Annotated in this window: 23 protein-coding genes; 11 read left to right on the forward strand and 12 right to left on the reverse strand. The window is 42.8% G+C overall.

The window, feature by feature from the left end:
- Positions 1 to 289 precede the first annotated feature (289 nt).
- The 3 genes from CDG79_RS25965 (at position 290) to CDG79_RS25980 (ending at position 4,286) form a co-directional block, all read left to right on the forward strand.
- Complete coding sequence (locus CDG79_RS25965) at positions 290 to 535, forward strand: Asr1405/Asl0597 family protein (protein ID WP_094344696.1); 246 nt, start codon at positions 290 to 292, stop codon at positions 533 to 535.
- Positions 536 to 611: 76 nt separating this feature from the next.
- Positions 612 to 1,280, forward strand: coding sequence for a (2Fe-2S) ferredoxin domain-containing protein (locus tag CDG79_RS25970; RefSeq protein WP_094344697.1), 669 nt, complete (start codon positions 612 to 614; stop codon positions 1,278 to 1,280).
- 1,266 nt (positions 1,281 to 2,546) lie between these two features.
- Entirely contained in the window at positions 2,547 to 4,286 is a 1,740-nt protein-coding gene (locus tag CDG79_RS25980) for a calcium-binding protein (protein WP_094344699.1), read from the forward strand.
- 436 nt (positions 4,287 to 4,722) lie between these two features.
- On the opposite strand, the gene CDG79_RS25990 is transcribed toward CDG79_RS25980, so the two are convergent.
- From CDG79_RS25990 to CDG79_RS26000, 3 genes are all read right to left on the reverse strand, one after another.
- Positions 4,723 to 5,196, reverse strand: coding sequence for a hypothetical protein (locus tag CDG79_RS25990; protein ID WP_094344701.1), 474 nt, complete (start codon positions 5,194 to 5,196; stop codon positions 4,723 to 4,725).
- 145 nt (positions 5,197 to 5,341) lie between these two features.
- Positions 5,342 to 5,641 carry a type II toxin-antitoxin system RelE/ParE family toxin gene (locus CDG79_RS25995; RefSeq protein ID WP_094344702.1) on the reverse strand — a complete coding sequence of 100 codons (300 nt, stop codon included), beginning with the start codon at positions 5,639 to 5,641 and terminating at the stop codon, positions 5,342 to 5,344.
- Between the two features lie 2 nt (positions 5,642 to 5,643).
- Positions 5,644 to 5,904 carry a ribbon-helix-helix domain-containing protein gene (locus CDG79_RS26000; RefSeq protein WP_094344703.1) on the reverse strand — a complete coding sequence of 87 codons (261 nt, stop codon included), beginning with the start codon at positions 5,902 to 5,904 and terminating at the stop codon, positions 5,644 to 5,646.
- A 113-nt stretch (positions 5,905 to 6,017) separates the two neighbouring features.
- Between CDG79_RS26000 and tumA the strand changes: the two genes are divergently transcribed.
- Both tumA and tumE read left to right on the forward strand, forming a co-directional pair.
- Entirely contained in the window at positions 6,018 to 6,248 is a 231-nt protein-coding gene (gene tumA, locus CDG79_RS26005; protein WP_094344704.1) for an antitoxin TumA, read from the forward strand.
- A complete protein-coding gene (tumE, locus tag CDG79_RS26010; protein WP_223278329.1) occupies positions 6,238 to 6,750 on the forward strand; it encodes a toxin TumE in 513 nt (170 codons plus the stop codon). Before tumA ends, tumE begins: the two co-directional genes overlap by 11 nt.
- Here the strand turns inward: tumE and CDG79_RS45205 are convergent.
- A complete protein-coding gene (locus tag CDG79_RS45205) occupies positions 6,697 to 8,130 on the reverse strand; it encodes a Rid family detoxifying hydrolase (protein ID WP_094344705.1) in 1,434 nt (477 codons plus the stop codon). The genes tumE and CDG79_RS45205 overlap by 54 nt on opposite strands.
- 375 nt (positions 8,131 to 8,505) lie before the next feature.
- On the opposite strand from CDG79_RS45205, the gene CDG79_RS26020 reads away from it, so the two are divergent.
- Positions 8,506 to 8,790 (forward strand): hypothetical protein, encoded by a 285-nt coding sequence (locus tag CDG79_RS26020; protein WP_094344706.1) that lies wholly within the window; start codon positions 8,506 to 8,508, stop codon positions 8,788 to 8,790.
- A gap of 33 nt (positions 8,791 to 8,823) precedes the next feature.
- Here CDG79_RS26020 and CDG79_RS26025 read toward each other — a convergent pair whose 3' ends face one another.
- Complete coding sequence (locus CDG79_RS26025) at positions 8,824 to 9,585, reverse strand: tRNA(His) guanylyltransferase Thg1 family protein (RefSeq protein WP_094344707.1); 762 nt, start codon at positions 9,583 to 9,585, stop codon at positions 8,824 to 8,826.
- 59 nt (positions 9,586 to 9,644) lie between these two features.
- Positions 9,645 to 10,082, reverse strand: coding sequence for an NUDIX domain-containing protein (locus tag CDG79_RS26030; RefSeq protein ID WP_094344708.1), 438 nt, complete (start codon positions 10,080 to 10,082; stop codon positions 9,645 to 9,647).
- A 179-nt stretch (positions 10,083 to 10,261) separates the two neighbouring features.
- Here CDG79_RS26030 and malQ point away from each other — a divergent pair, with 179 nt between their 5' ends.
- Both malQ and CDG79_RS42790 read left to right on the forward strand, forming a co-directional pair.
- Positions 10,262 to 11,770 carry a 4-alpha-glucanotransferase gene (malQ, locus tag CDG79_RS26035; RefSeq protein ID WP_094344709.1) on the forward strand — a complete coding sequence of 503 codons (1,509 nt, stop codon included), beginning with the start codon at positions 10,262 to 10,264 and terminating at the stop codon, positions 11,768 to 11,770.
- Positions 11,745 to 12,011, forward strand: a complete 267-nt coding sequence (locus CDG79_RS42790; RefSeq protein WP_189525137.1) for a hypothetical protein — start codon at positions 11,745 to 11,747, stop codon at positions 12,009 to 12,011. The genes malQ and CDG79_RS42790 overlap by 26 nt, the downstream gene beginning before the upstream one ends.
- A 25-nt stretch (positions 12,012 to 12,036) precedes the next feature.
- Here the strand turns inward: CDG79_RS42790 and CDG79_RS26045 are convergent, their stop codons facing one another.
- On the reverse strand, positions 12,037 to 12,849 hold the full coding sequence (locus CDG79_RS26045; protein ID WP_094344711.1) for a helix-turn-helix domain-containing protein: 813 nt from the start codon (positions 12,847 to 12,849) through the stop codon (positions 12,037 to 12,039).
- The gene (locus CDG79_RS26050) at positions 12,824 to 13,636 is read right to left on the reverse strand and encodes a pseudouridine synthase (protein ID WP_094344712.1); all 813 of its coding nucleotides are present in this window, start codon (positions 13,634 to 13,636) and stop codon (positions 12,824 to 12,826) included. Before CDG79_RS26050 ends, CDG79_RS26045 begins: the two co-directional genes overlap by 26 nt.
- A gap of 134 nt (positions 13,637 to 13,770) precedes the next feature.
- On the opposite strand from CDG79_RS26050, the gene CDG79_RS26055 reads away from it, so the two are divergent.
- Entirely contained in the window at positions 13,771 to 14,487 is a 717-nt protein-coding gene (locus tag CDG79_RS26055; RefSeq protein ID WP_094344713.1) for an LmeA family phospholipid-binding protein, read from the forward strand.
- Positions 14,488 to 14,554: 67 nt separating this feature from the next.
- Here CDG79_RS26055 and CDG79_RS26060 read toward each other — a convergent pair whose 3' ends face one another.
- Together CDG79_RS26060 and cbiT are read right to left on the reverse strand one after the other, a co-directional pair.
- The gene (locus CDG79_RS26060; protein WP_094344714.1) at positions 14,555 to 15,436 is read right to left on the reverse strand and encodes a phosphatidate cytidylyltransferase; all 882 of its coding nucleotides are present in this window, start codon (positions 15,434 to 15,436) and stop codon (positions 14,555 to 14,557) included.
- A 188-nt stretch (positions 15,437 to 15,624) separates the two neighbouring features.
- Positions 15,625 to 16,227: a precorrin-6Y C5,15-methyltransferase subunit CbiT gene (gene cbiT / locus CDG79_RS26065; RefSeq protein WP_094344715.1), complete on the reverse strand. Its 603-nt coding sequence runs from the start codon at positions 16,225 to 16,227 to the stop codon at positions 15,625 to 15,627.
- Positions 16,228 to 16,322: 95 nt separating this feature from the next.
- On the opposite strand from cbiT, the gene CDG79_RS26070 reads away from it, so the two are divergent.
- Together CDG79_RS26070 and tatA are read left to right on the forward strand one after the other, a co-directional pair.
- Positions 16,323 to 17,744, forward strand: a complete 1,422-nt coding sequence (locus tag CDG79_RS26070) for a serine/threonine protein kinase (RefSeq protein ID WP_094344716.1) — start codon at positions 16,323 to 16,325, stop codon at positions 17,742 to 17,744.
- Positions 17,745 to 17,879: 135 nt separating this feature from the next.
- A complete protein-coding gene (gene tatA / locus CDG79_RS26075) occupies positions 17,880 to 18,053 on the forward strand; it encodes a twin-arginine translocase TatA/TatE family subunit (RefSeq protein ID WP_094344717.1) in 174 nt (57 codons plus the stop codon).
- Between the two features lie 57 nt (positions 18,054 to 18,110).
- Here the strand turns inward: tatA and cphA are convergent, their stop codons facing one another.
- Both cphA and CDG79_RS26085 read right to left on the reverse strand, forming a co-directional pair.
- Entirely contained in the window at positions 18,111 to 20,816 is a 2,706-nt protein-coding gene (cphA, locus tag CDG79_RS26080) for a cyanophycin synthetase (RefSeq protein WP_094344718.1), read from the reverse strand.
- Positions 20,817 to 21,215: 399 nt separating this feature from the next.
- Positions 21,216 to 22,079, reverse strand: a complete 864-nt coding sequence (locus tag CDG79_RS26085) for a cyanophycinase (RefSeq protein ID WP_094344719.1) — start codon at positions 22,077 to 22,079, stop codon at positions 21,216 to 21,218.
- Positions 22,080 to 22,180: the final 101 nt, after the last annotated feature.

Here is a 22,180-nt window from a genome sequence, read left to right on the forward strand (position 1 = left end):
CCTCCAGCTTGTGAGAAATGCGGGCTATCTACGTACCCAGAAACGTTGATATAAAGATTTAACTCAAAGGTGAGTGGGGAAGAAATAGGGCAACCGAGAGCAGAGGATCTTTTCCCATAGTCAATGCCCCATTCCCCATCCACATTTTATCTTTTTTCCAAAATTAATGAGAATTGTTTGCACTTAAGGTATGCTGGTTTTAAGAGGTTACACTCCTAAAACTTTCAATAACCAGAAAGTTCAATCGCGGTAGTTACTGCAAGTTTGTTGCACTTTGAGGGCAATTCTCTTGAAATCGTTTAGTTCAGAAATAGAAAGCAACCACCTTGTAGAGGTAAATTGGGCAGATCGCTGGCAAGTCTATCAACGCCTAAAGGAGTTAGACATTCCCTGTAGTTGTACAGCTAACCAGCCATTGAAAGTTGAAATTGGCTCTCCGATGACAGCTGTTCAACTGTGGAGTGTGATCCGGCGATTAACAGCCTCCCGTCAAGACCAGATTTGGACTCTTGAGTGCTGTTGGAAAAATCGCTAACAAGAGTTCTAATTTTTAGCTGCTGAGAAAATCTTGCTTGATAGCTTGTACTTAGTTAAAAAGAGGTCAAAAAAAAATGGGTGTGTCTCACAGTATGGAAGGATCGGAATTTTGTCTTGAGGGCAGATTTATAAATTTTGTTATTAAAGATGGCTATAAGCTTAAAGGCTTAATACTGGGGACTCATGAGGGTGAGTATTACATTAAACTAGCTAAACATTTACGGGCTGCTTTTGACTTGCGCTTACCACCAGGGACTTGGCTGCAAGTTGTTGGTTATAAAAAACATGATTTGAAAGATGGCACTGTCACACTGAAAGCTGAACGGGTGATGGCGGCGCGTTCTGAGATGGGGAGAGTTGAAACGATCGCACCAGTCCAAGAACCCCCATCTAGTGATAATGTCAAGGTAAAACCAGCTAAGACTAAAGCCACGATTTTGGTCTGTCAAAAGTCTGATTGCATGAAACGCGGTGGTAAAGCAGTTTGTCAGGCGTTGGAGGCAGCTTTAAGCGATCGCGGTTTAGAAGACAAAGTTACAATCAAGGGCACTGGTTGTATGAAAAATTGTAAAGCTGGGCCAAACCTAGTTATGCCAGATAAAACACGCCATAGCCGAATTCAAGCTACACAAGTTCCGGCATTGATGGATAAGCATTTTGGTGACAAGAGTTTAGAAGCACAGCCAGAGAATTTAAGGGAAACGGCGATATCTAATGGCAAACTTTGGGGGAATAATTCATAAAATCTTGACATTTTAATGAGAAAGTTTAATAATATCTTCTCAAGTGTGTTCCGTTAATGCTCGGCTCCAAAGTCTGATAGAAGTTTTCAATAAAATCAAAAAACTGGCTTTAATTGAGGCCAGTTTTTTGAATGAATAGGATTTTTATGAAGCAATTTTTGGTTCTTGGCAACTTTTGGTGATCTTGGTTGGGGGAAGGCAGAAGGCAGAGGGCAGAAGGCAGAAGGAAGAAGGAAGAAGGAAGAAGGAAGAAGGAAGAAAGATATAATTGAGATACTTCAAACTTCACTCCATCAAACATTTGAGGAATAAGCCTCAGCAAGCCCTATGTCGGTGCTAACTCACCTATTACCAGATTCAACCAATCTGAGACTTGAGAATTGCCAACTTGACGAGATAAAAACTCAGATAAATTTGATTGTTTCCGCAATCAGTAAAGTAGTTAACTGTCCAGTTTGTAACCCAAGGCAGAGGCCAGACGGAGGGACATCCATGAGCAAGTTTGGTCTTCAACAAATTGATTAACTCAAAGGATGAATTTTACGCTGCCTATTTGTTAAGAGTTGTTTGAGTTGTGGTAGTTGTAGTCTATATAAGCGCAAAATAAAACTATGTTATCAAAGTTATCTGAAAGCAAACTTACAGAACTCTTGATATAAGCTAGTTTCAGCCACAAGCTGAGTGTGTCTCCTCAAAATGAAACGTTCCCTAAAAAGCTCATTTATGGGCAAGTGTAAAGAAATATTGGGTTGAAAGCTTGCTTTTCCCGTAAAAATTTTGAGTTTTAAAACATCATTCTTGGTGAAGTAAGTAAATCAATAAAGCATTCTCTGCAATATTTCTTGAGAACATATCCCTTTCTACTGGTATCTCGGTGGACACCCTTCGTCATAAGTTCCTGATATTTATAGCATATAAAATTAAGTTTCAAGGGTGCATTAAGTTAAAAAAAGCCTCTAATTAGCATCTTGGCGCAATGGCTAATTCAGAAAATTCAAAAGTTGACTCATGAGAGCGTCTTAACTACAGGGCTGGCTTGAAAAGCTCAAATGTTAAATAAATAGTTGTGAAAAAACTTAAATAGCTGCTACTAATAAGCCGATTCATAGAGTCATCCTTCATGAATAACTAGTGCTGCATCAGAGCGACATAAACTATGCCGATAGTGTCAACTTTCGGTGAATCATCAGTGTGTCATAACTGCACTAAATGCCAATTAAAAACTTAACAAATGTAGAAAATATTGATTGAAAGGAGTCAAAATTTATGGCACTTATCACTGGTACAAATCAGAATGATAACCTTTACGGTACTGATAATAATGATGTTATCAAAGGGCTGGCGGGAGACGACAACCTTTATGGATACTCAGGTGATGACAACCTCTATGGTGGTGAAGGCAATGACAAGCTCTATGGAGGTAAAGGCAATGACAACCTTTATGGAGATTTGGGTGATGACTATTTAAACGGAGAAGAGGGTAATAATAATCTATACGGAGAAGCAGGTAATGATTCCTTCTATGCCGCTAACTCCTCCGGGAACAACCTTTTAGAGGGAGGTGATGGGAATGATGAGCTTTACGTTTATAGTTCGACTGGAAATAACACTGTCAAGGGTGGAAGTGGAAACGATATCTTAGATATTCGCTTTTCTTATGGAAAGAATATCTTAGATGGTGGTTCTGGGGATGATAAACTTTATGCTCGCTACTCTGTAGGAAACAATACCCTCCAGGGTGGAGATGGAAATGATTATCTTGGAGTTGATTTGTCTGCTGGTAATAATGTCCTGAATGGAGGTGATGGAAATGACACTCTGGATGTTAGTTATCAATGGAAAGGCAAGAATATAGTTTCAGGTGGAAACGGGGCAGACATTTTTGATGCCCGTGGAGTTCAAGGTACTAACACTCTTAATGGTGATAGTGGTGATGATTCTTTTTATATCAGTAGCCCAAGTGCAGACACTGTGGTGCATCCCTTAGTAATTCAAACAGTTGATGGAGGGACAGGTAATGATTACTTGTTAGTTGACTATAGTACTGCGATCGCAGGCATCACCTCAAGTTTCAACACTAGTACTAACGAAGGTTTAATTACTGCCGACACAAATCAAGTTAGTTACAAGAATATCGAACGGTTGGAGATCAAAGGTACGGGCTATAACGACAATATTGTCGGGGGCAATGGTAACAATAAAATCTATGGTGGTGCAGGTAATGATACCTTAACTCTTAACCATTACGCATCTGGTAATAACATCCTCAATGGTGGGGCGGGTGACGATTTTGTGTCTGTAGATTACAACTATGGCACTAACCTATTAGAAGGTGGCGATGGTAATGATTATCTATCTGCTGTTTTGAACTACTCCTACGCCTACGGCGGAAGTAACACCCTGAATGGTGGTGCAGGTAATGACATTTTGGATGTTAGAAATTCCTATGGTAATAACATCCTGAATGGTGGCGCAGGTAACGATACCTTATACGCAGACAATACGTCTGGTAGAAACATACTAGACGGTGGCGATGGTAATGATTATCTATCCGCTATTGGCTCTAATTTCTACGCCGAGAGCAGCATTCATATTCTAAATGGCGGTGCAGGTAACGATACCTTAAGTGCTGATGGTGGACTTGGTAAGAATACCCTCATCGGTGGCATAGGTAATGATGCCCTGACTGGTGGTTCAAATGAAGATACCTTTGTTTTCAATAATTATCATGAAGGGCTTGATAGTATTTACAACTTCGGTACTATTGACCACATTCAAATATCTGCTGTTGGTTTTGGTGGCGGTTTATCACCAGGTTCGCTCTCTAATAGTCAGTTTATTCTGGGCACAACTGCCACAACAAGCGATCAACGATTTATTTACAACACAAGCACAGGGGCGCTTTACTTCGACCAAGATGGTAGCAATGGCGGATTTGGTCAGGTAAAATTCGCACAACTAGATGGTGTATCTTCACTCAGCGCCAGCAATTTTGTAGTGGTTTAATCATTGTAGAAATTGCGAATTGGGCATGGGTAATTGATCAATTTTCATGCCGTGTGCAATTTTCTCTCAAATCTAACCCCAACCCCTTCCCTACAAGGCTCAACTGTCAGCCTCAGAGGCTCAACACTGAGGATAAAAGGCTCAACTGTCAGCCTCAGAGGCTCAAAAATGCCCTGGCGACTAGAAGTCGCGGGTACACAAACAAAACCCGCGCAAGCGGGTTGCAAAAATCTTTATACCATTTCAATTGATGATTGCAATACATCCTTGGGTAAAGACGCGATGAATCGCGTCTCTACAAATGGTCTATTTGTCACATTCTTTTTTCAAATTGGTATTAGATACAAAATACGCTAGGGAAGTACATCTATGCTTCCCTACGAGTAAGGTCTATTACACCCAAATTTATAACTGCGACGATCGGCTATTTTATGCTTTAGCTGGCTGCGGCTTCGGGTTTCTTTTTCTTGGAACGGCGGCTAAACCTACGTCCCATTTCATCAATGACTGCATCTAAACCTGTAACATCACCGCTAGCTTTGGCATAGCTATAAATTGCTAATGCTGCTGCATAAGCTTCACTACCAGCCGCTATACAGGTATCATCTACCAGTTCTTGCAGTTGCGTCAAAGATAACAGCACCGGATACAAGTCCTCATATATTTCCAAGTCCCGGCGCATCTCTTCCAAATCAAAAGAACGAGGCAAAAAGTTAGGGTTCTGTGTCGCCACTTCTAAAGCTTTGCTGACAAAAGCCCGACTTTTATCTCCCATCTTGATTATGGTGCGTCGGTCTTCGGTGGTCAAATCCACCAAAAACGGTAACTTTTCTCTAATTGTAGCGATCGCCTGCATAACTGCTTCTTTATCTGCTGGGGCTAGGCTGGCACTGATGCGATTTTCTGCCATTTTTAATACTCCTCTATGGTACTGAATTTCAGTATTCCCAAAGTTATAGAGGCGATACTCTTTCAGAGTCACTTCGCGATCGCGTTTGTTGAGAGGTAATTAACAGAGTTTTATCTGCACTTAACAAAATTTAGAGCTTTACTCTTCATCCGACTCTGCAAATAAAAGATTCTAAATTTTGACGACCGCTGACAACGCGCAAAATTGTAACCCCATCATCAATCACTTGGTAAAAAATTACATATCCATCCAGAGGCAAGCCACGTAATGAAGGTTTAATATGAGCATAGCTGCGTCCCATATTTGGAAACACGGCTAAATTTTGACATTTATTGTTAAACTCTCTAAATAGTTTTTCTCCTGCTTCCAGGTTTTGGATTAAAAAGTAATCAGAAATTTCATTTAAGTCGCGACTTGCAGATAGTGAAATGACATAGCGACTTATTACTAAGCCTCACGCGCCTTTTGGAACTTTTCTAGTATCTGCATCACTACAGTTTCGCCATCCAAAACTTCCCCTCGTTCAATTTCAGCAATTGCGACATCAACTTTTTGCCGAGTTTCTTCCACCCATTGCACATACTCGGAATTTAATTTTTCTAGCAGTTGAAATGCTACATCAAGTACTTCATCTGCATTCGTAAATTTCCCACTAGCAATTTGGGCTTGGATAAATTGCTCATGTTCAGGTTTGAGTTCAATGTTCATGATTTATCTCTCTGAAAGTTGACACGAATGGACAGTGGCGTGCCCCTACGGTTGTACCTCACGTAAATGATAACTGCTATAGTATAAACTAATGAAACTGAATAAATAAATCAATGCGTAAACAAATTATCGAATATACATCTTCACTAGATGCGCTGATTGCCCTTAGCAAACAGTTAAATACCTATGAAATAAAGTACCAAATGAATTCAGAAGACTTTTTTGCCAAATATAACCAAGGCGAAACTTCTGATGATGAAGTGTTTGTCGAATGGGCAGCAAACTATCAACATTACCTAGCTCTACGCCAAGATATAAAGAGCAAACTCAGAGATGTCGCGTAAAGTTATCCAAGGCTATTTAGATGAAATTGAGCAACTTTTACTCAACTGCTCTAACACATACGTTGAGGAATATAGTGCAGTAATTTTCACGCTAGAGAGAGCTAATCTCCGCATTAGGATACGTTTTGCTCTCAAATATTTACTGGCAGTTAGTGAAGCCTTTGTTATTGTAGATAATCAAATTACATATATTGATTACCGCTATCACTTTCAAGACGAGCAAAATAGTCTGATTTTTCGTTATGACAGTACACCACACTTTCCCAACTTGTCTAGCTTCCCGCACCATAAACATCTCTTCGACAACGTAATTGCTTGCGAAAAGCCATATATAGCCGATGTTGCTACAAGAAGTGATGGAGTTTTTAGAGTAGGAATATGGAATTTGCATCGCAAAACAGAACTATCAAATGTAACCGCTAAGATTTTGCTCCTTGATACGTTCCTTCTAACCCCTAATTGCAGCGATCGCATCAATTTCTACCAACACATCTTTAGGTAAGCGCGATACCTGGACACAAGCCCGCGCTGGGGCTGTATCTTCGGGGAAATATTTAGCATAAACAGCATTCACCGCCGCGAAATCATTCATATCAGCTAAAAATACAGTGGTCTTCACCACATCTTGAAAAGTTGCACCGGCTGCTGTCAGGATGGCTTCAAGATTAGCTAATACTTGTTCGGTTTGTTTTTTGACATCATCAGTGTAGACGACATCACCAAGGCGGGGATCGATGGCAATTTGTCCAGCGATGAATACAAATTGACCTGAAGCTGCGATCGCTTGATTATAAGGGCCGACTGGTGCGGGTGCGTTATCAGTATTAATTACTTTACGGGTCATAGATATTACTTTCTCTAACGATGTTTCCTGTTTACCGATTTCTGCCTCAGCTGCGATCGGTTTGTAGGGTTCTCCATCTGGCATTATTGCACGACTGAAGTCAGCATCCTCAATTAGCCATCCATAAGTAGTGGCATCAGTTAAGTCTGCTCTTGTCAAATTTGTTTCCTTCAAATTTACCTTTCTCAAATCTGCTCCTTGCAGAACTGCTCTCTCCAGATTTGCCCTTTGGAGAGAAGATTGTCTGAGGTTTGCCTGTGTGAGATTGGCTCCAGCCAGATCAGTTCCAGTCAAATTCAAGCCTGATAGATTAAATTTTTGTAAATTTACTGCTTGCAGTTTAGCACCCTGTAAATTTGCATTTTGAAAGTTTACGCCCTCTAAGTTAGCTCGACTCAAATCCGCTCCTACTAAGTAAACTCCACTAAAGTCTATACTACTGAGTATTGAATTACTCAAGTCTGTTCCTACTAAGGATACTTCTATCAGTTTTGCACTACTTAGGTCTACTCCACTTAAATTTGCCTTGTCTAAGTTGGTGTGACTCAAGTTTGCACTACTTAGGTTTACTCCACTTAAATTTGTATTGTCTAAGTTGGAGTGACTCAAGTTTGCACTACTTAGATTTGCTCCACTTAAATTTGCCTTGTCTAAGTTGGCGTGACTCAAGTTTGCACTACTTAGATTTGCTCCACTTAAATTAACACTGCTTAAGTTTGCACCACTAAAGTTTGCTGCCGGCTGTAGCACATGGCTATTCTGAGAGCGATGGCTACTCATAACAATCGTTGTACCATTTACTTTACTGAAATTTGCGGCTGTCAGACATGCCTTACTAAAATCGGTTCCGTTAATTATTGCCTCTGTCAGGTTTGCCTTACTTAAATCCGCACCTTTAAAATTTGCACCAGTCAGATCGGCATTCGATAAGTCTATTTGAATGAGGTCTGTATTTCTGAGGTCTACATTTTTCAGTACTGCTCTCTGAAAGTTCCGTTGTCCTTCTGCGTATTTCTCCAACAGTTCCTTCGCATCCATAATTCACCTTTCAATACCACTGACACAGTATAATCACAAAAACTTTGTGTCACAGGTATTCCTCTCTTTTCTTACTTTGCGCCCTTTGCGGTTCGTCCCTCTTACCCCAACCTCGGACGTATCCCATAATCTGACTTTTCCCGTTAAGTCTGGAAACATGGATATAGTAAAGGTTTCAACTCACAAGTCTATTTTCAATAAAAGATGTTTAATGAGAAGAAAACAACGGGAAACTAGGACTTTTAGGATAGCACTCATGATCGCGATCGCTGTGATAGAAAGATAACGGGAAAAGTCAGATCCCATAATGCCGTCAGGTCAGCATAGCGATCGCACTCGTATAATACTGTTACGACAGACTGCAAAATATTATTTATGAATATTAAAGAACTACTGCTCCAAGAAATTGAATCATCCTCAGATGTTCTACTAGCTGAAACACTGGATTTTTTGCGTTTTCTCAAGACAAAACCAACAACCGAGGAAATATCTGTTGACCTGTCAACGGAAAAAAATGATGATACTTCCAATCATCAAACGAAACCGGAAATACAGGAAGCAACACCAATTTTTAGAGGCTCTAAAGCAGAAGACTTGCTAAAATTTGCGGGAACCTGGCAAGGTGATGATTTTGAGGAGTGTTTGGAGCTTGTTTACTAAACCCGATCGCCAAGCAGTGATACTGCTGTGCCATTAATCTGTAGTCAAAAGTTTTGCAATAAACTTGCTGTACTCATCCTTCATTGGCAAGTCCAAATCTTGCCTGACGCGGTGCCGTAGTTTTGGGACAGTTTCACCACTGATCGGGTTAAATCCCTGCTTTTCGTATTCCTCCCAATACAACCCCACACCTCGTTTTTGCCAATTAGGGAGATGATTAAAATTAATCCCATACTGGAATAATAGTTCGTTTTTATCGGCAATAGACAACCCTTTCATCATGCTGGTTGCTTGAGTTACACTTTTGCCATCTCGACGCAGACACCAGTAACAATGAGCATTAAGAGCATTTCTGTGGGCATCCTGACTGCGCCAACGAAAATAATTTACTACTTCTTCTATATTAGGAAGCTGCGAAATGCGACAGTCAAAGCAGCCAATAGCACCTAATAGTAAAGAAAATTTGGCGCTGGCTTCACCGGCTAAAACCGAATTGAGTTTTCTTAATTTGCGGTTGAAAGCGTTTTCTTGTTGAGCAAACAGTAGAGATATTTCATCACTTTGGGTATAACCATAAGTGATATCTAACCCGCAATTGAGCAAATGTTCGACAGTTGCAAGCATCAAGTCTAGAAACCGAGTATCGTAGGGAGCCTCAAATTGATGCACTTCTTTTGTCAGGCGAGTAAAGCTGCGTCCATCTAATCTTGCAACTATGTAAAGTCCAGGTAGCACACAATAATCGTGTGCTGTCTCAAATACCCGCATTTTGCTATCAAGTTCATCAAATTTCACGGTTCCATTCCTCAACAGTGAATGAATTATTTAAGTCATTTTTAACCGAGTAAAGTGCATCAAAACAACCCCAACCTCGGACGTATCCCATAATGCCGATACCGCCAATAATCGCGCAAAATGCGATCGTGGTCAAAACATAAATTACCAGGCACACACCAATACTCAAAAATCCCTACACCCTTAGCATCATCCCCAGCCTTTGGTTCCCCCGTAGCTGTTGCTAAAAACACGATGCTAATCGTATGCTGACGGGGATCGCGATTAGGATCGGAATACACCAGTAATTGTTCAACTAATTCCACCTGCAAACCCGTTTCTTCCTCAGCTTCCCGTCGCGCCGCCACTTCCACGGCTTCCCCATAATCTACAAACCCACCAGGAATAGCCCAACCTAAAGGAAGATTATGTCTTTCAATTAACACTATTGGCCGATGAGGTCGATCTACTAGTTCAATGATGATATCAACTGTCGGTGCAGGATTTCGGTAAGTCATATTTATTAGTCATTGGTCATTAGTCATTGGTCATTAGTCAAGAGCAAAGGACAAATGACTAAGGACAAACAAGATGAGTTTACTTGATTTACCGTGCAAATACTGTTCCGTGATAAATTCGATGCGATCGCGTAGCGTGTCCATCAGATAATTGCTCCCTCTCATAATTCAGGTTACTTATGCCTTTTCCTAGATCCAGTGGTATTTTGCTGCATCCTACATCCTTTCCCAGTCGATTTGGCGTTGGAGATTTAGGCTTAGAAGCCTATCGCTTTATTGATTTTCTCAAAGAGAGCCATCAACAATATTGGCAAGTTTTACCCCTGGGCCCCACTGGATACGGTAATTCCCCGTATATGTGCTACTCGGCAATGGCAGGAAATCCCCTGCTGATTAGCCCAGAAAAACTGCGAGATGAGGGTTTGCTATCTGAAGAAGACTTTGCTAATTTACCAGGATTTCCGGTAGAAAAGGTAGACTTCGATCGGGTTGTGCCGATTAAGATTGGACTACTCAAAAAAGCCTGTGAAAACTTTAGAGCTAATGCTACGCCTATCCAGCAGAAAGAGTTTGAAGGTTTTTGCGACAGCAAAGCCTACTGGCTAGATAATTACGCCTTATTTATGGCGCTGAAAGATGCCCATAATGGTGCAAGCTGGCATACATGGGAGCCAGAATTTGTCAAGCGTAAACCCGAAGCATTAGCTCAAGTAGAGGATCGCCTCAATGGAGATATTTTCTATTACAAGTTCGTCCAATTTGAGTTTTTCCGGCAGTGGTCAGACCTGAAAAGCTACGCCAACATGCGCGGTATTGACATTATCGGTGATATTCCTATTTACGTATCTCATGATAGTGCTGACGTGTGGGCACATCCCGATATCTTTTGCTTAGACGAAGAAACAGGAGTTGCGGCTCAAATGGCGGGAGTCCCACCAGATTACTTTAGTGCCACAGGCCAATTGTGGGGCAACCCGGTTTATAACTGGGAGGAATTGCAAAAACAAGACTTTAAATGGTGGGTGCAGCGCTTTGAGGCAATGCTGGACTATGTAGATATAATTCGCATTGACCACTTCCGGGGCTTCGAGGCTTATTGGTCAGTACCCAAAGGCGAAGAAACTGCCATGAATGGCAAATGGGTAGAAGCGCCTGGAGACGCTTTTTTTGAAGCGATTAGACACAAATTAGGTAAGCTACCTGTCTTGGCAGAAGATTTAGGAGTGATTACACCAGAAGTCGAAGCGCTGCGAGACAAGTATGAATTTCCCGGAATGAAGGTTTTGCAGTTTGCCTTTGGTTCCGATCCCGAAAATCCGTTTTTACCATTTAACTACCCACGAAATGCTGTAGTTTATACTGGCACTCACGATAATGACACAACTGTAGGCTGGTTCAATTCAGCCAGCGACAACGAAAAGCATAACTTATGGCTTTATTTAGGTTGTATTAGTCCTGAAGGTATCCAGTGGGATTTAATTCGCCTAGCTTTGAGTTCCATAGCCAACCAAGCGATTATTCCCTTGCAAGATGTTTTGGGATTAGGAAACGAAGCGCGGATGAATTTTCCCAGTATCGCTGAGGGAAACTGGGAGTGGCGCTATCAATCAGGAGCGTTGAGAGAGGAATTAGGCGATCGCTTAAAAGTTCTGACCAGACTTAATGGACGCGCCCCGCAAGAAAATTGAGGAGTGGGGAAATGAGGCTAGAAGGGTAGTAGGAAAAGACAAGGCAGACAAGGTAGACAAGGCAGACAAGGCAGACAAGGCAGACAAGGCAGACAAGGCAGACAAGGCAGACAAGGCAGACAAGGTAGAGGGAGGAGTAAATGCCTCCTTTTCCTCCTTGTCTCGTTGTCCCCCTCATCCTCGTCATCTCCCCCAGTCTTTTTTTTCAATTTTGTTAGTGAGTCCGCAAGCGTCATTTTGAATTTTGAATTGATTTCTCCCTCATCTCAAAACTTAGGCTTGGCAGCAATCCTAACTTCTTCCTCTTTCCCTGGCTCTCCCATTTCCTTGGCTTTCTCTTGATTGACGCTCATCAACACACCACCAGCATTATCAGTTTTTACTGTCAGTTGCTCTTGAGCTTTCCAAATCCGGTGAGTTCCCTCTGGGAGAATACCCTCAAACTCGGTTTTGCCATCGGCTATGACGCGAATCCAAGATGACGCTTTCAAAGTCACACCAATTTGTACAACCTGTCCCTGTTGTCTACCGTTAAGGGGATCGCTGACAGGTTGAACTCTTAGTGAATCTTTTGGTTGGGTTGGCTCTGGTTTAACAATGGACTTTTGTTTTGGGTATGGTTGGTTTTGGCTATTACTAGCTTGTAATACTGCGTTATTTAATAACTGAGATAAGCCATTGACAGAGCATACAATTAGCAATATGTAAAGAAAGTAAAGATGAATCGGACGTAGTTGATTAATGGGTGAAGTATTCCCCATCCCTTGAGGGTTTACTTGTGCGGAACTAATTGGAAAAGTGCCAGAGAATTCTACTCCATTCAAGCCCAGTGCATCAGCAAATTGCCTGATAAAACCCTGAATATAAACTGGTTCTGGCAGATCGTTTAAATTACCTTCTTCGATCGCCTGCAATAATCGCTGGGGAATTCTGGTTAATATAACCACTTGCTCTAGAGATAAGCCCTGTTCTTGACGCAACGCCCAAAGTTGAGCGCCCAATTCTGCCAACTTTTCGGCCCGTTGTTGCTCTAATGAAATTGATGGCTGGTGATTATTTTTCTTTCTTAGCCATTTCATGCCTGCTGACACTCCTTAACTCCACTGAATCTTTAGTAGGTTGCGTTATCCGATCTTGCAAAAAGTGAATCTCATAATCGTTGAGGGAACGATATTTACCCTCTGACAATAAGGGTTCTTTTGGAGTTTGTAATTGAATGGGGCCGATAGCAGTTCGATGCAGCTTGATTACTGGGTATCCTAACTGTTGGGCTATGCGGCGAATTTGGCGATTTCTTCCCTCCTGCAAGACTATTTCTAAAAAGCTTTGCTCGGCACGACGTTCTATTAGATGTACCTTAGCAGCCCTAGTTTTTCTACCCTCCAACACCATACCCTCACGCCACATTTGCAATACTGCTTCTGGGGGATGTCCTTTGACTACAACATGGTATGTCTTGGAAATACTGTGGCGGGGATGGGTTAGTCCAAATGTCAGATTTCCGTCATTTGTGAGGATTAATGCTCCCGTAGAGTCTGCATCTAAACGCCCAACTGGGTGAATACCTGAACCCTCCCGTAATTCTTTTGGTAGTAAATCCAGGACTGTTTTTCTTCGGTGAGGGTCGTAGCAAGTCGAAACTACTCCCGCAGGTTTATGCAGCAATAGATATATTAAAGCCGGACGCTGCTTTTCGGATACAGTTTTACCATCAATTGCGATCGCATCTTTTTGGGGATCAGCTTTTTGACCCAAATGCGCCAATACTCCATTGATTCGCACCCGTGAGTGCCTAATCATTTCTTCAGCTTCACGACGTGAGGCGATGCCCCATTGAGCAAGAATTTTTTGTACCCTTTCCTCCATCTGGAATTACTTATTTACTGTTAACAATTAAATGATATTTGCATTTTGTAGCGAGTAGGCATAAATGTTACATTTAAGACTTGTTTAATATTCTGTCCGGTTATTGAGCAAATACTCATAAACAGATTGGTTAGATGCCAGAGCAAAATTCCCAAACAAGAGATGCCAAGAAAAGCCGTATAATTACGCAGGTACTCACCAAAGCCCTAAAGCTCTGGTTAAGAGCGCAAGTGATCCAAATATCAGAATTAAAAGTGGAGATTAAAGCAAGCGATCGCCAACTTCTCTCTGGGTGCATCCCCTTGGTATCTATTTTTGCTTCTCATGCAGTTTATCAAGGTCTCCTAATTACACAAATTCAATTAACGGCAGAAAATATTCAGATAAACATTGGCTCCGTACTCAGGGGAAAGCCCCTGCGACTGTTAGAAACAGTATCAGTGGTTGGCGACTTGATCGTAGACGAGAAGGATTTGAATGCTTCTCTCTCATCTGATTTATTATCGACTGCTTTGAGCGATTTTCTGGTTAAGGTTTTACCAACACATTTCCCAAAGTCACAACCAATTAATTGGCAAGAAATTATTCTTGATAACAATCAAATTATACTGCGAGGTTTGAGAGTCACCAATAGTGAAACAACGCCTCTAGAGATTTTTCTGGGTGGCTTACAGTTACTCAGTGGGCATGAGTTGCAACTGGCACAAGTAAAAATCAAGCCTAACCAGGGAGATATATTAGAGGGCGATCGTGAGTACAACCTGGATCTTGGCTCAGATGTCGATATCCAAGAACTAACGCTGATCCCAAGTAAGCTAGTGTGTCGGGGGCGGATTAACGTTAATCCTTGATCGCGATCGGCCCTACAAGGGTTGGAGTTGTTCTTGTTAGGTCTGTATTGAAATCAACCTAGAAGCTTTATAGTAGCGGCAACAGTAGTGTAACGAAATAGTAGACCAAAGGTGCTGTGAAAATATAACTATCAGTACGGTCTAAAATACCACCATGACCGGGAATTAATTGTCCAGAATCTTTAACTCCAGCATCGCGCTTCAGCATAGACTCGGTAAGATCCCCTAAAAGACTAGCAATACCAATCAGTAAACCCAATGCTAAACCAGTAAACGGGGATCTGGGCAAGTGTAAATAATAGGCTCCTGCTATAGCTACAGCAACACTTGAAGTAATGCCAAAGACAGCACCTTCTACAGTTTTTTTCGGGCTAATATCAGACAGACGGGTTTTCCCAAAGAATTTGCCAATGGTGTAAGCGCCAATATCGGCCGCCCAAATACATAAAAAAGTCAGCATTGTTGCTGTAAAACCTTGTGGTAAGGAAGCAGAATTTGCTTTTTCCCAGAAATCTGCCCAGGTTGTGGGCCAGTAACCTCCGAAAGGGAGATTGCTAAAAATAGCACTATCAATTGCTCGTAACCGCACCCAGTAACTCGGCAAATAACCTACGTAAAATAGCCCCATTATAGAAGCGGAAACGTCAGCGATCGTGGCAAATTTGGGCTGAAATAACAGGTAAAAACAAATAAATGTACCAGCTAAGGGCATCACCGCATCAGCTAAACTGCCATCAATGGTACAAATTACTAGCAAAACTAGGCTAACAGCCATAGTGGTTTTAGCAGCTGGAGCGATGCCTCTGGCTCGCACCAAATTAAAATATTCCTGTTGACCCAAAAAGATGACAACTGCAAACATGATGGTAAAATACCAACCGCCCAAAAGGCTAACAGAAAGAGCAAGAGCGATCGCAACAATTCCACTAATAATCCGAGACCAAGGCATAGAAGTATTGGGTACTGGGTATTGGGTACTGGGTATTGGGTACTGGGCATTGGGTACTGGGCATTGGCTACTTGGGCATTGGGTACTGGGTATTGAGTATTGGGTATTTGGAAAACTCCTAGTCCCTAGTCCCTAGTCCCTAGTCCCCAGTCCCCAGTCCCTAGTCCCCAGTCCCTACTCCCCAGTTCCTAATCCAGTTTCTCACCACTGAGGATAAAAATGGGATCAACGGCGGTAAAGGTTTGAGAGAAGCCGCGCGTCTCTAAGCGGTTAACCGCAGACTGCACTACTTCAATATTCCTAGCCCTTAACAGAGAAAAGCTTTGAGAAATAGCATAGAGACTTTCTAGATTAGCAGCTGTGGCTACAACCCGACCCGATGGTGGCAAATAATGCCATGCTGCTTGCAGAATTTCCTGAATGGGTCTTCCTCCCTCGATACAAATGCGGTGAGGAGCAACCTTAAGGTTATGTAAACACTCTGGGGCGCTACCTTCAATTACTTCGACGTTTTTCACTTCAAAGCGATCGCAGTTACGTTTGATCAGATTAGCTACTTCTTCATCCCTTTCGATAGCGATAATCTGACCCTTTGGACACAATAGCCCCACCTCTACGGGAATTGTACCTGTCCCTGCGCCAATGTCCCACAAAACAGAATCTGATGTTAACCGCAGTTGGGCAATTAACAGTAGTCGGACTTCTCGCTGACTCAGGGGAATTCCTGGCAAATGCTCGAATAAGTCATCAGGAATACCAGGGGTAATATAAGGCCAAAGTTGGGAATGCATAGAATTACGCAATTATACTAAAAATATCGATTTGCCAAAATTGGAAAGTCATAATCTCTAAAAACTTTTCAAACGTAGCATTATAAGAAACCATAATGATTGGCGAAATATTAGCCGAACGCTATGAAGTTCAGCAGCTATTAGGTAAAAAAGCAGGGCGGCGAACACTTGTAGCTCGTGATTTGAATACTCAGGAATTAGTCGTTATCAAGTTACTCTCTTTTGGTGGTGACTTTGAATGGGACGATCTCAAGCTGTTTGAGCGAGAAGCTGAAACTCTAAAATCTTTGTCACATCCTTTAATACCTCGCTATTTAGACTATTTTGAGGTAAATTCACCCACCATAAAAGGATTTGCCCTAGTACAAACTTATATCCCAGCCCAAACTTTAGAGCAATACTTCCAATCTGGGCGGACTTTTACCGAAGCAGAAGTCAAACAGATAGCCAAAGCACTTTTAGAAATTCTCATTTACCTACATGGGTTATATCCGCCTGTTATCCATCGCGATCTTAAGCCTAGCAATATTTTATTGGGAGAGCGTTCCGGTAACAGTGTTGGTCAAGTTTACCTAGTAGATTTTGGCTCGGTGCAAACTGTCCTCGCTACCGAAGGTGGAACTAGGACTGTGGTGGGCAGCTATGGCTATATGCCACAGGAGCAATTTGGCGGCCGCACTGTCCCCGCTTCCGATCTTTATAGCTTAGGTGCAACTTTAATTTATTTAGTGACGGGTACTCATCCAGCCGATTTACCCCAAAAGGATTTTCGGATTCAGTTTGAACAAGTGGCTAATGTCAGTCCTGGATTGACTCGCTGGTTGCAGCAAATGACTGAACCCAGTTTAGAACGGCGTTTGGGTTCTGCCCATGTCGCATTGACAGCTTTGGATAAACCACACATTGAAACCACTAGAACTTTAAGTGTTAGCCAACCATCAGGTAGCAAAATTCAACTGAGCAAAAATCAAGATGCTCTAGAAATTATTGTTCCACCTCGTTTGCATTCATCGCTATTTTTTATAGGTATGTTTGCCACCATTTGGAATTCATTTATCCTTTTTTGGACAATTTGCGCTCTCTCAACCCCTTTTCCTGTAAACATTCCCTTTGCTTTGTTCTCACTTCCCTTTTGGGGAGTGGGTTTGTCGATGGTTCATACCGTTTTGTTTAATCTTTATGGACGTTTTCGACTGCATATAAATCAGCAGAAAATTGCCTTAACCCATGAATTATTGGGATTTAAATTTCATCGTCCCTGTCAATTGCCTAGAGAAAATATCATCAAGTTGGTTTATGTGCCAACACACCATACAACAGACGATGAGGGCAAACGAATTCAAGTGTCGGCGGGATTAGATATTTGGGTAGGAGTGCAAAAATATAAGATTAGTACTAGTGGTATTAACCATACTAGTGTTAAGGGTGTTACCCATTGCTTCATCTCTGAAGCGGAACTGGAGTGGCTAGCTCACGAATTAAGTGATTGGTTGGATATCCCAATTCAGCGAGAATAAACAAAATGAAGAAGATATTAGAAATGCTCGTGCTGAAATAGCAAACGCAAAAATTAACGATACTATATCTTGGGATGAATGCAAGAAAGAAACCGCGTAACTTCCCAAATTAAAAATTCTTGAGAGGAAATGTCTATGTTTGGACTAGGATGGCCAGAAATCGCTGTAATTTCCATAGTCGCTATTTTAATTTTTGGCCCGAAAAAAATTCCCGAACTGGGTACTGCACTAGGCAAAACCCTACGAGGTTTTAAGGAGGAGATGAAAACCCCCAGTGATGAAACCAATCCAGAACAAGAAAAACAATAGTCAAGAGTCAAGGGTCAAAAACTTTTAAATGCTGAATTTTAGACTCTTGACTTTTCACTACAGTAGTGTGTTGACTACAGAAGAAGGTGCGATCCCATTTTGGGAATCGATAGCAGTTGTGCCAGTATTTTGTTGATGTGTCTCTTCCTTAGCTAAACCACGCAGCTTAATTAACTTAATAGCCCTAGTAACGCTTTCCGGTAAAATTACCACCAGGCTGTTATCGGGAGCCATATCTAAGCCTTTATTGATTGCTTGGGTTTCATCCAAAATTGATTCGTAGCGGCTATCAGGCTTAACTTGGGTGATGCCTTGAATAATTAACTGGGCGGCTGAACCCCGTAAACGTCCCCGTGTGTCATCATCTTCTTTGATGATGATGTAATCAAAGATTTGTGCTGCTAACTTGCCCAAAGTCACAAAGTCTTCGTCGCGGCGATCGCCAGGGCCACCAATTACGCCAATCCGTTGTCCTGTAGTCCAGTTCCGTACAAAGGAACCTACAGCTTCGTAACTGGCTGCGTTGTGGGCATAATCTACTAAAGCATGGTAGTTGCCTAAATTAAATAAATTCATTCGTCCCGGCGTTTGACTAACTGAAGCTCGGAAGGTCTTCAAACCAGCACGAATCTGCTCAATTGTGACGTTTTGCACGAATGCTGCCAAACTTGCAGCTAAAGCGTTGGCAATCATAAACGGCGCACGTCCGCCCATTGTTAAAGGTATATTTTCTGCTCTTTCTATCCGGTGTGTCCAATCACCTTTAACAATTGACAAATAGCCACTTTCATATACTGCGGCGACTCCACCCTTTTGGATGTGCTTTCGCACCAATTCCGAGTCGGGGTTCATGGTGAAGTAAGCAATATTAGCCTTGGTTTTTTCTGACATAGCGGCGACGCGGCGATCGTCGGCGTTCAGTACTGCGTAGCCATCAGGGAATACGGCTTCTGCTACTACACTTTTGAGGTTAGCTAACTGCTCAATAGTATCTATATCGCCTATTCCTAAGTGGTCGGCGGCTACATTCAAGACCACTCCCACATTTGCGGCTTCAAAGCCCAATCCAGAGCGGAGAATGCCACCGCGAGCCGTTTCCAGTACTGCTACTTCCACTGTGGGATCTTGGAGGATGACGTGGGCGCTTTGAGGGCCTGTATTGTCGCCAGCTTCCACTAAGTAATCACCGATATATGTTCCATCAGTAGTAGTATATCCTACTACTTTACCCGTCTGTTTATAAATATGTGCGAGTAGTCGGGTAGTAGTGGTTTTACCATTAGTACCAGTAATGCTGAGGATGGGAATTTGGTTAGATTGCTCGTTGGGAAACAGCATATCCATCACTGCACCGGCGACGTTGCGGGGAATACCCACGCTTGGAGCAACGTGCATCCGAAAGCCTGGAGCAGCATTAACTTCGACAATTACGCCATCCACTTCCCGCAGAGGACGGCCAATATCCGTAGTGACGATATCGAGTCCCGCAATATCCAAACCGATAATCTTGACTACCCGTTGTGCTAACCACAGATTTTCTGGGTGAATTTCATCAGTACGGTCTACGGCACTACCGCCGGTGCTTAAGTTTGCCGTTGCTCTGAGATAACAAAGGGTTCCTTTGGGTGGCACACTGTTGAGAGTGTAGCCTTGTCTTTCTAATAATTGGTAGCTGGTGCGGTCTAGTTCAATCTTGGTCAGAACGTTATCATGTCCTTCACCACGATTCGGGTCGAGGTTTGTTTCCTCAATCAGTTCCGAGATGGTGGATCTGCCATTGCCGATGACATGAGCCGGGACGCGTTCGGCAACTGCGACTACTTTGCCATTTACCACCAGCACTCTGTGGTCACGCCCAACGTAATATCTTTCGACAATAATTGACCGAGAAACCTGTCTAGCTGCTTCGTAGCCTGCTTCAGCTTCTTCCCAAGTTCTGATATCAATGGTGATCCCACGTCCATGATTGCCATCAAGTGGCTTGATGACGATGGGATAGCCGCCAACGTATTCAATGGCTTGTTCTAAATCGTCTAAGAAGTTGATTACTGTACCTCTCGGTACTGGCGCACCAGCAGCAGCGAGGATGCGTTTAGTGGCTTCTTTATCACAAGCTAGTTCTACACCCAGAATGCTGGTGTTATCAGTCATTGTGGCTTGCATCCGCTTCTGATTCACGCCGTAGCCTAGCTGAATCAAAAAGCGGGCTTCCAGAGACATCCAGGGAATACCTCTTTTTTCTGCTTCTTTGACGATCGCTTCCGTGGAAGGGCCTAAGGAAGCATCACGGGTGAAGTCTTTCAGGTCTTGGATATCTTGCTCTAGTTCTGCCTTGGGATAACGGCCTCGATCGATGATACTCTGGCATAGCCTGACTGCGGCTCGTCCAGCGTAGCGTCCCGCTTCCTCATTCTGGTACTCGATTACTACTTGATAAATTCCGGGTGTGGCAGTTTCGCGGGTGCGACCAAAGCCAACATGCATACCAGCTAATTCCTGGAGTTCTAGGGCTACGTGTTCTACGATGTGGCCAATCATAGTGCCTTCTTTGACTCGCATCAGAAAACCACCACGACAGCCAGGCGAACAATAGTGACCCTCCAGACTCGGCAGCGCCTCAACTAGTCCTTCATAAAAGCCAGGGATTTCATTCGAGGGCGACTCGGCAAGGGTTTCTAAATCGAGGCGCATGACGATCAGCTTGTGGCGTCGAATGCTCCAATAGTTTGGGCCGCGTAAGGTCTGGATCTTGAGGATTCTCATGGGAATAGGTAGATGGAGATTCGGAACCAAAATTCTAGTTTCTTACTGAAATTGACCGCTAAACTGTTCGTTGCAAACAGTTTTTTCTTTTTACATAGTATTCTCATCATTTTTCTACAACAAGAAATAAATGTGCGGTCAACCGATTTTAGATTTATGATTTTGGATTAAAAGAGACAATTAGGGTACTTAGCTCTGGTAATTTTAGATTTACGATCGCCTAGCGTCAACGAGTCAGACGCTCCTACGTCACTAACGCTTCGCTATCGAGGGTTTTTTAGATTTGTTTCGCCCACTTTCTGGCAGCATCTGCCGAAAAGCTCTTCTTATTCTAAAATCCAAAATCCAAAATCTAAAATTTGTGGTCAACGTCAGTGTAACCTCAGATACTCCATCCCGTCAGCTGGATATCCGGTGTACGGCAGGCAATACAGTGCGCTGGTACAGGTGGAAGCGATCGCCGTAGCTGAGAATATGGAGACGTAAATTATGTACGGTTAATGGTTCATTAGCACCAACATGGGGTTCGTTGGTGTAGGTGGCTTCAGTGGGATCGACAATGGTGACACTGCCTTTACCCATAACTTGTAACCAACCATCCCGTTCAAACACTGCACAAGTATCTTCGTCAATGCCAATGCCTAAGCGATCGGGGTGAGCTGCGATCGCACTTATCAGCCGCCCCATCCGATTCCGGTTGTGAAAATGTTGGTCAACGATTACTTCAGGAATAAATCCTAAACCCGTTGCCATATCGACTAAAGAACGATTTGGCGACTCTCCACTCCCGCCGCCAGCAATCATGTGATGCCCCATTACTGCCGCTCCGGCACTGGTGCCTGCTAACGTCAGTTGCCCTGCCCTCACCCTCTGCCGGATAATTTCCATTGCTGGCGTATCTGCCAATACGCCACAGAGACGTAGCTGATCTCCTCCTGTCAAAAAGACCCCACTACAGGCTTCTAAGGATGCTTTGATTTGAGAGGCTTCACACTGTTCGCGTTCGCGGATGTCTAAAATTTCTACCTTTTGGGCACCCATTTCTTCAAAAATGCGAATGTACCGACCACCGATGATGGCAGGTTCGCGAGAGGCAGATGGAATAATTGTAATATAAGCCTTACTAGCACCGGCACGTCCAAAAAAAGTTCGTAGGATTTCGCGCCCATGAACTTTGTCTTCTGCGCCTCCGATAACCAGAACGGCGGTTTTAGTTGCTTGGGGTGTCCTCATTTCTAGCGATTTAGCTTGTAATTGCGGCATTTTGTTTCTCCTGTCAACAACTTCAGGTGAATTTAACAAGGATCAGTTGCCTGATGATTTTTGCGCTTTGCAACTTTAGAGAGGACACTTTTTGGAAGTTT

This window comes from Nostoc sp. 'Peltigera membranacea cyanobiont' 232, from assembly GCF_002245985.1.
In the GTDB taxonomy this organism is placed as follows: domain Bacteria; phylum Cyanobacteriota; class Cyanobacteriia; order Cyanobacteriales; family Nostocaceae; genus Nostoc.

What these genes read in the sequence shown, in the direction of transcription:
- CDG79_RS26060 (WP_094344714.1), bottom strand. Translation starts at nt 15,436, where the DNA reads ATGCCTTGGTCTCGGATTATTAGTGGAATTGTTGCGATCGCTCTTGCT.
- malQ (WP_094344709.1), top strand. Translation starts at nt 10,262, where the DNA reads ATGCCTTTTCCTAGATCCAGTGGTATTTTGCTGCATCCTACATCCTTT.
- CDG79_RS26045 (WP_094344711.1), bottom strand. Translation starts at nt 12,849, where the DNA reads ATGAAATGGCTAAGAAAGAAAAATAATCACCAGCCATCAATTTCATTA.
- CDG79_RS25980 (WP_094344699.1), top strand. Translation starts at nt 2,547, where the DNA reads ATGGCACTTATCACTGGTACAAATCAGAATGATAACCTTTACGGTACT.
- tumE (WP_223278329.1), top strand. Translation starts at nt 6,238, where the DNA reads ATGTCGCGTAAAGTTATCCAAGGCTATTTAGATGAAATTGAGCAACTT.
- CDG79_RS26055 (WP_094344713.1), top strand. Translation starts at nt 13,771, where the DNA reads ATGCCAGAGCAAAATTCCCAAACAAGAGATGCCAAGAAAAGCCGTATA.
- CDG79_RS26020 (WP_094344706.1), top strand. Translation starts at nt 8,506, where the DNA reads ATGAATATTAAAGAACTACTGCTCCAAGAAATTGAATCATCCTCAGAT.
- CDG79_RS26050 (WP_094344712.1), bottom strand. Translation starts at nt 13,636, where the DNA reads ATGGAGGAAAGGGTACAAAAAATTCTTGCTCAATGGGGCATCGCCTCA.
- CDG79_RS26070 (WP_094344716.1), top strand. Translation starts at nt 16,323, where the DNA reads ATGATTGGCGAAATATTAGCCGAACGCTATGAAGTTCAGCAGCTATTA.
- CDG79_RS26030 (WP_094344708.1), bottom strand. Translation starts at nt 10,082, where the DNA reads ATGACTTACCGAAATCCTGCACCGACAGTTGATATCATCATTGAACTA.
- CDG79_RS25990 (WP_094344701.1), bottom strand. Translation starts at nt 5,196, where the DNA reads ATGGCAGAAAATCGCATCAGTGCCAGCCTAGCCCCAGCAGATAAAGAA.
- CDG79_RS26085 (WP_094344719.1), bottom strand. Translation starts at nt 22,079, where the DNA reads ATGCCGCAATTACAAGCTAAATCGCTAGAAATGAGGACACCCCAAGCA.
- cbiT (WP_094344715.1), bottom strand. Translation starts at nt 16,227, where the DNA reads ATGCATTCCCAACTTTGGCCTTATATTACCCCTGGTATTCCTGATGAC.
- tatA (WP_094344717.1), top strand. Translation starts at nt 17,880, where the DNA reads ATGTTTGGACTAGGATGGCCAGAAATCGCTGTAATTTCCATAGTCGCT.
- CDG79_RS26000 (WP_094344703.1), bottom strand. Translation starts at nt 5,904, where the DNA reads ATGAACATTGAACTCAAACCTGAACATGAGCAATTTATCCAAGCCCAA.
- cphA (WP_094344718.1), bottom strand. Translation starts at nt 20,816, where the DNA reads ATGAGAATCCTCAAGATCCAGACCTTACGCGGCCCAAACTATTGGAGC.
- CDG79_RS25970 (WP_094344697.1), top strand. Translation starts at nt 612, where the DNA reads ATGGGTGTGTCTCACAGTATGGAAGGATCGGAATTTTGTCTTGAGGGC.
- tumA (WP_094344704.1), top strand. Translation starts at nt 6,018, where the DNA reads ATGCGTAAACAAATTATCGAATATACATCTTCACTAGATGCGCTGATT.
- CDG79_RS42790 (WP_189525137.1), top strand. Translation starts at nt 11,745, where the DNA reads ATGGACGCGCCCCGCAAGAAAATTGAGGAGTGGGGAAATGAGGCTAGA.
- CDG79_RS45205 (WP_094344705.1), bottom strand. Translation starts at nt 8,130, where the DNA reads ATGGATGCGAAGGAACTGTTGGAGAAATACGCAGAAGGACAACGGAAC.